The sequence below is a fragment of the Fusibacter sp. A1 genome (assembly GCF_004125825.1).
GTDB lineage: Bacteria > Bacillota > Clostridia > Peptostreptococcales > Acidaminobacteraceae > QQWI01.
Genome location: NZ_QQWI01000002.1, coordinates 331321 through 342882 on the forward strand (window position 1 = coordinate 331321; position 11562 = coordinate 342882).

12 protein-coding genes, 1 riboswitch and 1 other annotated feature are annotated in these 11562 nt (G+C 44.6%); of the genes, 10 read left to right on the plus strand and 2 right to left on the minus strand.

Annotated features, from left to right (window positions below):
- The first annotated feature begins 78 nt into the window (after window positions 1-78).
- From DWB64_RS03565 to DWB64_RS03600, 8 genes are all read left to right on the plus strand, one after another.
- The gene (locus DWB64_RS03565) at window positions 79-462 is read left to right on the plus strand and encodes a PspC domain-containing protein (protein WP_129486816.1); all 384 of its coding nucleotides are present in this window, start codon (window positions 79-81) and stop codon (window positions 460-462) included.
- Window positions 463-473: 11 nt separating this feature from the next.
- The gene (locus tag DWB64_RS03570; RefSeq protein WP_129486817.1) at window positions 474-1370 is read left to right on the plus strand and encodes a LiaF domain-containing protein; all 897 of its coding nucleotides are present in this window, start codon (window positions 474-476) and stop codon (window positions 1368-1370) included.
- 239 nt (window positions 1371-1609) lie between these two features.
- Window positions 1610-2161, plus strand: coding sequence for a helix-turn-helix domain-containing protein (locus DWB64_RS03575; RefSeq protein WP_129486818.1), 552 nt, complete (start codon window positions 1610-1612; stop codon window positions 2159-2161).
- An 86-nt stretch (window positions 2162-2247) separates the two neighbouring features.
- Window positions 2248-2604, plus strand: coding sequence for a hypothetical protein (locus tag DWB64_RS03580; protein WP_129486819.1), 357 nt, complete (start codon window positions 2248-2250; stop codon window positions 2602-2604).
- 40 nt (window positions 2605-2644) lie between these two features.
- Window positions 2645-2852: a binding site (T-box leader), on the plus strand.
- A gap of 47 nt (window positions 2853-2899) precedes the next feature.
- Entirely contained in the window at window positions 2900-5536 is a 2637-nt protein-coding gene (locus DWB64_RS03585) for a valine--tRNA ligase (RefSeq protein ID WP_129486820.1), read from the plus strand.
- 3 nt (window positions 5537-5539) lie between these two features.
- Window positions 5540-6832, plus strand: a complete 1293-nt coding sequence (locus DWB64_RS03590) for a folylpolyglutamate synthase/dihydrofolate synthase family protein (protein WP_129486821.1) — start codon at window positions 5540-5542, stop codon at window positions 6830-6832.
- A gap of 191 nt (window positions 6833-7023) precedes the next feature.
- On the plus strand, window positions 7024-7224 hold the full coding sequence (locus DWB64_RS03595) for a cold shock domain-containing protein (RefSeq protein ID WP_129486822.1): 201 nt from the start codon (window positions 7024-7026) through the stop codon (window positions 7222-7224).
- 153 nt (window positions 7225-7377) lie between these two features.
- On the plus strand, window positions 7378-8322 hold the full coding sequence (locus DWB64_RS03600; protein ID WP_129486823.1) for a carbohydrate kinase family protein: 945 nt from the start codon (window positions 7378-7380) through the stop codon (window positions 8320-8322).
- A gap of 61 nt (window positions 8323-8383) precedes the next feature.
- On the opposite strand, the gene DWB64_RS03605 is transcribed toward DWB64_RS03600, so the two are convergent.
- On the minus strand, window positions 8384-9199 hold the full coding sequence (locus tag DWB64_RS03605; protein ID WP_129486824.1) for an S-layer homology domain-containing protein: 816 nt from the start codon (window positions 9197-9199) through the stop codon (window positions 8384-8386).
- Window positions 9200-9339: 140 nt separating this feature from the next.
- A riboswitch (SAM riboswitch) is annotated at window positions 9340-9435 on the plus strand.
- 74 nt (window positions 9436-9509) lie between these two features.
- Here DWB64_RS03605 and DWB64_RS03610 point away from each other — a divergent pair.
- Together DWB64_RS03610 and metF are read left to right on the plus strand one after the other, a co-directional pair.
- Entirely contained in the window at window positions 9510-9908 is a 399-nt protein-coding gene (locus DWB64_RS03610) for an NIL domain-containing protein (RefSeq protein ID WP_129486825.1), read from the plus strand.
- 2 nt (window positions 9909-9910) lie between these two features.
- Window positions 9911-10780, plus strand: coding sequence for a methylenetetrahydrofolate reductase [NAD(P)H] (gene metF, locus DWB64_RS03615; RefSeq protein ID WP_129486826.1), 870 nt, complete (start codon window positions 9911-9913; stop codon window positions 10778-10780).
- A gap of 56 nt (window positions 10781-10836) precedes the next feature.
- Here the strand turns inward: metF and DWB64_RS03620 are convergent, their stop codons facing one another.
- Window positions 10837-11370, minus strand: a complete 534-nt coding sequence (locus DWB64_RS03620; protein WP_129486827.1) for a DUF4364 family protein — start codon at window positions 11368-11370, stop codon at window positions 10837-10839.
- Window positions 11371-11562: the final 192 nt, after the last annotated feature.

Genomic DNA, 11562 nt, shown 5'->3' on the forward strand with positions numbered 1-11562 from the left:
ATAGGATTAAATGCATTGAAAACACTAGGTTCTGGTGGTATCATTATTGCAATAAGAGATTAAGAAAGAGGTGAGCATATGAACGGACTATACAGATCGAAAAAAGACGTGGTTATTGCAGGAGTCATTAGCGGATTATCAAACTATACAGGAATAGACGTAGCCATTCTCAGAGTGTTATATGCTGTGTTTACCGTGTTCTCCATGGGGGCAGGTATCATGATCTACGCTGTCGCAGCGCTTGTCATACCCAAAGCGCCTGAAGGATGGGACGACGAATGCGAAGAGAGAAGAAAAGATCGTGCTCCGATGCCTGATAAGAACATACTGATCGGTGGAGCTGTAGTGCTTTTTGGAGCATCCATGCTACTTAAGGTATTGTTCAGCTGGGTGAACTTCAACATGGTGTTTCCATTTGTACTGATTGCGGCAGGTTTGTTCTTTGTTTTTAAAAGACGATAGGAGGCGCCGTGATGTCTAAATCTAAAGTAATATGGGGCTTCCTCCTGATCGTAGTAGGCGTGGTCGCCCTCTTGATCAACATGAATATCATAGGTTTCGGGATTGTCAGCGCAGCCATAGCGATCTGGCCGATTTTTATCATCGCCTTCGGTCTTGGGATCATTTTCAAGAAGAGCGGTGTGATCCAGCTCATTATCTGGATAGCGGTAGCCGCAATCCTTATCTACTTCAGTATCTTTGGAAACCGATACGATTTTATCAGAAATGCGGATACGGTAATCAGATTCCCTGAAAACATAGAAGCGGTAAGCACAAAGGAGATCGTGCTCGATGAGATCTCCTCTGAGACGGTCGATTTGCAGATAGACATCGGTGTGGGTGAGGTCATCATCAACAGTACGGACAGTCAGTTTTTCAAGGCGCAGGTACCCGACGAGTTGACAGCGGTTGAAAGCGATAAGGATCGTGTCCATGTAAGCAATAAGGACAATAAGTTTTGGATGATCAAACCTTCGAATATGGTCTATGAGCTGGCGCTTAGTGAAGCTAAGATATGGACGATCGAACTGAACGTAGGTGCTGTTGACGCCTTGATGAACTTGGAAAACCTATCCGCCTCAAGGGTGGTCGTGAACTCGGGTGCGGGCAATTACCGTGTCGTATTGGGAGACAAGCTCGAAGAGGTCTACCTGGAGATGAATACTGGAGCCGGAGACATGACTGTCGTTGTACCGAGTGAGGTCGGTGTGAAGCTTGTTGTAGAGAGTTTCATCATGGATGTCAATTTCCCAGATTCGACTAAAAAATCAGAAAACGTGTACTACAGCAAAGGATACGATGACGCATCGATTCATGTCGAAATTGTTGTAAATTCAGCAGCAGGTGCTATTTCGCTAGTAAGAGAGTGACAGGATGGCTTAGCCACCCTGTTTTTTTGATTTTGATTGTTATTTCGTTAACAAAATATATCTGATTTAAAAAGCTAAATGTAAAAACATGTCTTGTAAGGAAGAGGTTATTGAAGTAGAATAAGCTTGAATAAAGGTGAACTATGTTCAAAATTACTAGTTCTTATTAATAAAAGAATCTACAGGTTTTAATATTTTAAAGGTTAATCATATGATAGAAAGTTAACAAAAGAGGTGCGATGATGAAAGAAGTAAAAGAACTTACGACGATGTCTGCCATAAAAGCATATTCCGATCCTTTTAGAATGATCATACTCAAGACTTATTATAAATTTTCGAGACCGGCGACCGTGAAGCAGATTGCCGACGATATGTCGGAAGTGCCTGCCAAAGTCCATTATCACGTGAAAAAACTCCTGGAATCGGACATCCTTCGACTTGTCCATACAAAAGAAGTCAACGGCATACTGGCAAAGTTCTATGAACCGACCGCCAAGTGTTTTGAAATCAAGAACGCCAATTTTAGAAGCAGTGAAATTGAATCGCTGAATTCGAATGTTTCCCACAAGGACATCGCCGAGGTGTTTGACGACCACAAAAAGATTGTTGTGGATTCCTTAAATAGCGGAAGCGATCAGAAAACCTTTATTATGTCATCTGAACTACACTTAAGTAGCGAGGAATACAAGGACTTGGTGGCCTATATCGAAAACCTACATAACGCAAAAAAGAGAAAAAGCGCTAAAAAGACGACCTACAAGTTTTTGACAACATTATCCGCATCGGAGTAAAGAATAACAAATAAGGCGTTTAGACATCTGTTTTTTTGATATAAGAGTAATAGAGAGACTTTTAATGAGAATGAGCAGGTGGGAATATGTTCCATGACTATAAACACGATATACACGTGGATAAAAAACAGAAAAGCTACGGATATCTGACCGGACACATCGACGGGCTTAGTTGGTATGCACTACTCCATAAGGAAGAGGTTCCTTATGGCATTAATCCAATTACCTTAAAACGAGGACTCGGCCGCATCACAAGGCTTTATCTATATGAGGAAAAATCAACCTTTGAAGGTAATCCATTTGCGCCGTCCATGTCGCTTAGAAGAACCATACATGCGGAATTCGAGGACGGATGGAAAATTCTCAATCCCTCCTATATGACCTATATTGAAGAACTGATCCTCTTCATTGAGAGAAGATATTCATTTAGAATCATTAAGTGAGTGCGACTTGACACAAGCCCTATGCTCGAGTACAATTTTAGCATAGTCTGTGAGAAAGAGTAGTAGGCAAGTGGCGCTCCAAAGAGAGGGTATCCTGTGGCTGTGAGATACCTGTGTATGTGCTTGTCGAAGTAGCTTTTGAGATCGGCTCCTGAAAAGTTCAGTAGGGAGTTGCGGGTCATGGCGTTAAACATGCTCAAGTGCTTTTGAATTAGGGTGGTACCGCGGAAATCAACTTCGTCCCTTTGTTGTGGATGGAGTTTTTTGTTTTTTGAAATAATGAGGAGGAATACCGATGAATGTTACAATGGAAGGTCGATATCAGCCGACGGAGTTTGAAGACAAGACCTACGAAAAATGGATGAAAGCAGATGCTTTTAAAGCGACAGTGAACAAGGAAAAAGAACCCTATACGATCGTTTTGCCCCCGCCAAACATCACTGGACAGCTGCATATGGGTCACGCCCTTGACCATACGCTACAGGATATTCTGATCAGATACAAACGTCTGATGGGATTTGAAGCGCTTTGGCTACCAGGCACCGACCATGCGTCTATCGCGACAGAAGTGAAGGTTTGGGACAAACTAAGGGAAGACGGAGTAGACATCCATTCTGTGACTCGTGAAGGATTCTTAGAGCACGCTTGGCAGTGGAAAGAAACTTACGGAGACCGTATTGTTGAACAGATGAAAAAACTGGGCAATTCCTGCGACTGGTCAAAAGAGCGATTCACGATGGATGAAAACTGCTCCCACGCCGTGCAGGACGTGTTCGTGAAATTATACGAAAAAGGATATATCTACAGAGGCTATCGACTGATCAACTGGTGTCCGGATTGCGGCACGTCGCTTTCTGATGCCGAAGTCGAGCACGAGGACAAGCAGGGTAATTTCTACCACATCAAATACTTTGTAAAGGACTCTGACGAGTTCCTGGAGATCGCTACAACTAGACCAGAAACGCTTGTCGGCGATTCTGGTGTTGCTGTGCATCCTGAAGATAAGCGATACGCCCATCTGATCGGCAAGACCGTAATCGTGCCGATTATCGGAAGGGAGATCCCTGTGATCGCGGATTCCTATGTGGATATCGAAACTGGAACAGGTGCCCTTAAGGTTACACCTGCCCACGACCCTAATGATTTTGAACTTGGAAACAGACATGGTCTGGAGCAAATCATCATCATGGACAATGATGCTAAAATGAATAGCGAAGCAGGTCCGTATGCGGGAATGGACCGCTATGAGTGCCGAAAACAGATCGTCAAGGATCTTGAAGCCAATGACCTCCTTGTCGATGTGAAGCCTCATCAGCATAATGTCGGTACTTGCTACAGATGTCACACGGTCGTTGAACCCATGCTGTCCCATCAGTGGTTTGTCAAGATGGAAGAGATGGCAAAACCTGCGCTTGAAGCCCTTCACAGCGATCTTGAGTTCGTTCCTGAAAGGTTCAGCAAGATCTATGTGCATTGGCTTGAAAACATCAGAGACTGGTGTATCTCAAGACAATTATGGTGGGGTCATAGAATACCTGCCTATTACTGCGACGCGTGCGGTCATATTGAAGTAAGTAAGGAAATGCCTGATACTTGCTCGATCTGCGGTTCCAGCAACCTACGTCAGGACGAGGACGTACTCGATACGTGGTTCAGTTCTGCCCTATGGCCGTTTTCTACATTAGGATGGCCTAATGACACTGAAGAGTTCAATTACTTCTACCCTACAGACGTGCTTGTCACAGGGTATGACATCATCTTCTTCTGGGTTGTGAGAATGGTATTCTCAGGTTATGAGCAAACTGGCGTGTCGCCATTCAAGGATGTCTATATCCATGGACTTGTTAGAGACGCCAACGGTAAAAAAATGAGTAAATCCCTAGGAAACGGTGTCGATCCTCTTGAAGTGATCGCAGAGTTCGGTGCGGACGCCCTTAGATTCATGCTGACAACAGGAAACTCTCCAGGAAACGACCAGAGATACCAGACAGAACGTGTGGAAGCTGCCAGAAACTTCGCCAACAAGCTATGGAACGCTTCTAGGTTCGTACTTATGGGTGTGGACAGCTTTGACGACACATTGCCTGAAAAAGATGCGATGACCTTGGCGGACAAGTGGATCATCTCAAGAGTGAATGAGACCATTAAAGACGTTGAGCACAATATGGATAAGTACGACCTGGGTATGGCCGGCGATAAGATCTATGAGTTCGTTTGGAACGAATACTGCGACTGGTTTATCGAAATGGCGAAACCGAGACTCTACGGAGAAGATAAAAAAGCCAAAGAGACAGTAGAACGTGTGCTGATCTATGTGCTTAAAAGGATTCTTGTAATGCTTCATCCCTTCATGCCTTTTATCACAGAAGAAATCTGGTCGAATATCTCTGAGGAGCTTCTAATCACATCCAAGTGGTATGTGGCGGATGGGTCCTTGATCGATGAAGATGCGATTGAAGATATGGCAATTATCATGGATGCCATCAAAAGCATCAGAAACGCTAGAGCTCAGCTTAATATTCCTCCTTCAAAGAAATCACGACTTTTTGTAAAAACTGCGACTAAATCAGAAATTTTCGCATCTCAAAGCGCGTACTTCTCTGGACTTGCGTCAGTTAGCGACATCATCGTCATCGCCGACAACTCGGAGCTTCCGGAAGATACGATTTCTGCAGTTTCGCATCAGGCTGAACTCTTCATGCCTGCGGACGACTTGATTGATTATACAAAAGAAAATGAACGACTTCTAAAGGAACAGGCAAAACTTCAATCGGAGATCGATAGAATTGTGAAGAAGCTTTCAAACCAAGGATTCTTAGCCAAAGCTCCTGAAGAGCTTGTTGCTAAAGAACGTGAAAAGCAAGGTCAATTTGAGGATATGCTTAGAGCTGTCAATGAGTCTCTTGAAAAAGTCGCTGGAAAGTTAGGGTAATCCATGAACTACGAGCAAGCCATACACTATATACATGACACCTATAAGTTCGGGAGCAAATACGGACTTGAAAACATCCGCTTACTTCTTGAGGGAATCGACAACCCTCAAGATGAGCTCCGTTTTATTCATATCGCGGGGACCAACGGCAAAGGGTCGACCGCGAGCTTCATCGCTTACGCACTCATGGAAGCGGGTTACAAGGTAGGCACTTATTTTTCACCCTATCTTGAAAGGTTCAACGAGCGCATCCAGATCAACTGCATGCCGATAGGCGACGAGGACCTCGCCCGTCATACAGGCATTGTGAAAAAAAGCGTGGATGCCATGCTTGAAAAAGGCTGCGACCACCCTACAGAATTCGAAATCGTCACCTCGGTGGGATTTGATTACTTTCATGCCCAGCAAGTGGATATTGTGGTGCTTGAAGTCGGCCTAGGCGGCAGACTGGATTCCACCAATGTGATAAAATCGCCGCTTGCCTCTGTCATCGTCCCTCTTGCGCTGGACCATGTTCAGTACTTAGGTGATACGATCGATAAGATCGCTTACGAAAAAGCCGGTATCATCAAAGAAGGCTGTCCTGTGGTGACTACGGTTCAAGAAGAGGATGCGCTCGAAGTGATTATCGCTAAAGCGGATGCAGTCGGTGCGCCATATCATTACTCGGACTACCGCACTGTGAAAAACACACAATTGTCACGAAGTGCGACGACCTTCACCTATAAGGACGTGGATTTCAAGATCAGGCTTTTGGGGGAACATCAGATTCAAAACGCATGTACGGCATTTGACACCTTAAGTATCCTGAATGAGGGCAAGCAAATACAGATAGATGTTAAAAACATACTTGATGGCTTTGATAAGACAAGATGGATGGGTAGGGTCGAACAGGTCTCTGACAATCCAGTGGTGATTATCGACGCTGCGCATAATTTGCACGGTGTTCAAAGTTTGGTCAAGGCCATAGAGACTTATCAGCCTGAGGGTTCGCGAATCGCGATATTCGGTATGATGGCGGATAAGGCGGTATCCGATGTGGTCGGCGAAATAATCGGTAAATTCGAAAAAATCTATTTAGTCGAACCCGATAATCCAAGAGCGATGAAGACTTCTGAGCTGAAATCCGAGATCGAAAAAGCAGGTTTTGGCGGAGAAATCGTCGAACTCGATCGGGTAAGCGATGCTGTGGAAGTCATTAAAAGTTATAAAAACAAAGAGGTGAACATCTACTGCTTTGGAAGTTTATACTATATCGGCGAAGTCAGAAAAGTTCTAACAAGTGAGGCTTTCTAATCTTTTGTGAGTTTTTTTTTGAAAAAAGGCTAGCATTTTATTTTAAAAAGATGTATCATAGAGTTAACCTTGCAGTATTAAGTATCAGTATTACCACAGGGATTTGATTGCACCAATGCTTCAAATTTTTATTGTGAATTACAATACAGCTTAATAGTGAATAAGGCAATAAAAATTTGGAGGTACTCATTATGAACGGTACAGTAAAATGGTTCAACGCAGAAAAAGGTTTTGGTTTCATCACTTCTGAAGATGGTAATGACGTTTTCGCTCACTACTCACAAATCAAAAAAGATGGTTACAAAACTCTTGAAGAAGGCGAAAAAGTAACTTTTGACGTAGTAAACGGCCCTAAAGGTCCTCAAGCTGAGAACATCAACGTAGTTGACTAATTTCTAAAGCTTAAGCCCTACACATCATGTGTAGGGCTTTTATTTTTTGCGAAAATCAAAGGGTGGCACTAAATCTGCGCTCCATTATTTCAAAATCCACGTATTTGTGATACAATCACAAAGCGAATAAGAATAGGAAAGTGGGAATGTGGAATGAGTAAAGGCTATGTCGTGGTGTTCGGAGCTTCTGTAGTTGATATTTTTGGTTTTAGTTCAAATAAGTACAGACCGTATAACTCTACACCTGGTAGGGTGAAGATGTCATTTGGAGGCGTATGCAGGAATATCGCAGAAAACCTCGCAAGAGTTCAAGTGGACACCCGTTTCATATCGGTTGTCGGAAATGACGAAAAAGGTAGGAGTATGATTGAACATTCAGAGCTGATCGGCTATGACATGTCAGAGACCTTGGTACTTAAGAACGGAGGAACGCCGACCTATCTGGCGATTCTGAACGAAAAAGGCGAAATGGTGTCGGCCATTGCGGACATGAGCGCCATCGCTGAACTGAATACCTCATTCATTGATGAGAAGGCGCAAATCATAAGGGGTGCCGACTATGTGTTTGTCGATGCGGACAGTCCTCAAAATCTTGAGTACATGCTGGATACCTTCAGCGGGTCTACAAAGTTCATCTTGGATCCGGTATCCGCTGAAAAGGCGATCTCCATCAAACATCTTTTAGGTAAGTTTCATACGATCAAGCCCAATAGATATGAAGCGGAAGTGCTTGTCGGGTTTGAAATCGAGTCGGATGACGATCTGAGAAGGGCGGGAGATTTTTTCCTTGATCAGGGGGTTAAGAACGTATTTATCAGCTTGGACTCTGAAGGCATCTACTTTACAGATGGAGTAAGACACTTGAAGATCACCGCTGAAAATGTTTCAGTGTGCAATGTCACCGGTGCGGGGGATTCCTTTGTCGCGGGCTTAGGTTATGGTTACATGTCGGATACCGACATTGTCACGACCATCAAGCGTGCGATGACGATGTCGAATATCGCGATATTGAGTGACGAGACCATTAATCCTGACCTGTCTCCTGAATTCGTCGATCGTCTGATCAGCGAAACCAAGTGGCTTGTGAGAGACTTGTAATCATCCGCTAAATCATAAAAAGGCCAAAGCATATGCTTTGGCCTTTTTTGCGTGAATGGCTTTATTTGGTGAACACGCCGACCAGTTCAAGCTCGTCGACGATCGCAGGGCTATGGGGTGAGCCTTGCATGAAGTCCGTTAAGTCCTTGCCTGCTTTGATACCATCCCGATGGACTCCATCCTTCCATGAACCGATAGCGCTGACATCATAAACTTTACCGCTTACGGCGATCAGCGCAGGTTTGCCGTCTGTGCCGTCATAATAGGAAAGGGTCTGCTGATTGAAGCTGACGGTTCTGGGCTGTCTATTTCCTTCCCGGTGCATTCTCATCAGCATGGTGGCGGCTTCGGCCCTTGTGGCAAAGGCCGTCGGTCTGAAGGTGTTGTCCTTATAGCCTCCGATGATTCCCGACCCGTAGGCGGTGTAGCTGGTCTCCAGATAAAAGGAATCCATCGATGTGAAATCCTTTAAAGATAATGAAAAGGCGTAAGGATATGGTGTAGGATTGTCAGCGGCTTTTGCGATCATGTAAGCCATTTCCTGTCGGCTGATGGGTTTGTCCAAATCGTCAAAATGCTTGTAGGGCAAGTAGCCCTTATCCACCGCAGTGTTTACATACCGCTGGGCCCAATGACCTGTGGCCGCGGTGACGGCATCGGCTTTGAGTACGACAAGGATCTTTGTGAACTCGCCGCGTGTGATCGTGTTGTCTGGCCTGAACGTTCCGTCGCTATAGCCGTTGACGGCTCCGGACTGGACAAGCGCGTTGATGTCATCTGCCGCCCAATGTTTGCTCGCATCGTCGAACATGGCAAAAGCAATGCTTGTAACAAGTAAAAGAATGACTATCGTTAGTGCAAAAATGTGTTTTTTCATGTTTTTCACCTCTTCATCATTATACCCTCAATAGGCTAACCATTACCAGTGAAAACGCTTCGTTGAAATACCTCTGACATACCAACCGTATATGGATTGACACGGTCTGAGCCTCTGTTATAATAGGTTTAATTTAATAGTACTTATCAAGAGCGACTGAGGGACAGGCCCTATGAAGTCCGGCAACCTGGCGATGCCAAGGTGCTAAATCCTGCGGTGAAACCGACAGATAAGCTAGATCGACTACTCTAATTTATCTTGGAGTAGTTTTTTTATTAATTGGGACTAATTGAGGGCTGGGTGAGAGCGTATGATGTGCAAGATTGAAATAACGTATGACAGTAAGACGGTGCAAAAACCTTTGATCTATGAAATGACAAAACGATACGACATCGTCTTTAACATTTACCGCGCGATCGTGGATGAGCAGTTCATGGGGCATCTGATTCTTGAGATCGAAGGGGCTTCAAAAGCGGTGAATCAGGCGATCGAGTTTCTTGAACTTGAAGGGGTGCAGGTGGAGATCATCCAGACACAGATCGTAATTGACCGGCTTAGGTGCCACCAGTGCGGGGCATGTGCGGGGGCATGTTTCACTAGAGCACTCAAAATAGGTGAGGACAGTGGACTGATTTTTGATAAATCCAGATGTATCAGTTGTTATAATTGTATAGAGGCCTGCGATGTCCAGGCGATAGAAAAGGGGTAGGAATGAAGATTAGCAAAATACTGGAGGAAAAGCCGTTTTCGTTCTCGTTTGAGGTATTTCCGCCAAACGACGATACAAAACTGCCAAAGCTCCTATCGACAACGAACAAGCTACATTCTTTGGATCCCGATTTTATCAGTGTGACCTACGGCGCGCTGGGAGGGACGAAAAACAACACCTTTTCGATCGCGAAGAACATTAAGGACATTCAGAACATGAATGCGGTGACGCACCTGACCTGTGTGAACATGACCAAAGCTGAAGCTGCCCAAACTCTCCATTCGATGAGGTATTTCGGCATCGAGAACATCTTGGCCCTGCGGGGCGACAAGGGTGAAACTGATGTCCCCGGCGACTTCAGATACGCCTCGGACCTGATCAGGTTTATCAAGGAGACCCAGCCTGACGTGTTTTCCATCGGCGGCGCATGTTATCCTGAAGGACATATCGAGGCGAGAAACCGGACAGAGGACATCTTGAACCTCAAGATGAAATGTGACAGCGGGCTTGATTACCTGCTGACGCAGATGTTTTTTGACAATGAGATTTTTTACGACTTCATGGACAGGCTGACCCTTGCTGGTATACATACCCCAGTCATCGCTGGTGTGATGCCTGTACTTAATGCGAAACAGATACTAAAGATATGCAAGTTTTCGGGAGCGACACTACCGAAGAAGTTTGTGCGCATCATCGAAAAATTCGAGCATAATCCAGAAGCCCTCAGAGAAGCGGGTATCGCCTACGCTTCAGAACAGATCATCGACCTGATCTCTTGGGGGGTCAGAGGAGTGCATCTTTATACGATGAACAGCTTCAAAACCGCCGATCAGATCTGCGGCAATATCGAATTTGTGCGAAGTTCAAGGTGAGCAACCTATAAAAAAACCGTTTGAAGATTTCTTCAAACGGTTTTTGCTTGTGTGTATTATTCTCCGCTGTCGAAGAGTTCGATGATCTTTGCGTACATGCCGACAGCGTCGTCTTTCCACTGCTGGCACATCTCTTTAGCGGTTTTATTGCTTGGAACGCTGAGTGTCAGTTTCACAAGATTATAAGGACCTTCTTTGATTGATAGATCGACCATGTAGTTTCCTTCATCTATCTTTTGGTGTTCGGCCTTGATCAGACGCGACTTTTTCATATCCTTTTTCACGCCGACCATCACATCGTCTATCTTACCGGTGATCGCAGCGCTGATTCGGTCTTTAAAGAAATTCAAGGTGTTTATTCCCTGATCTGTGATCATATAAAGGTGCTCATCGTCTACATCGTGCTCCTCCAGCATGCCGTTTTCGACTAGGTCGAGCGTGTGCTGCTGTAGAGGGAAATATTCGATGAGGTTCAGCGACAACAGGATATCGTTGATTTGTTCGCCTGTTACCGGAACGCCCACCGCATGGTAGCTATATAGCAGGATTAACTTTTCTTTTACTTCTACTCTAGAATCTTGATTAAACATATTTTCACCACTTTATCATGGACACTTAAAGGTTAAGTTCAAACTAAAAATAGTATATCAGAAAACAAGTGAACTTGAAACGAATAAAGATTAAAATTACATGAAATTTTGAAGAAGATACACAAGATATTGTGGGGCAAAGTTATTTCGGCACCAAATAGCCAGTGGCGCTTTAACATCCGCGCAATCTCC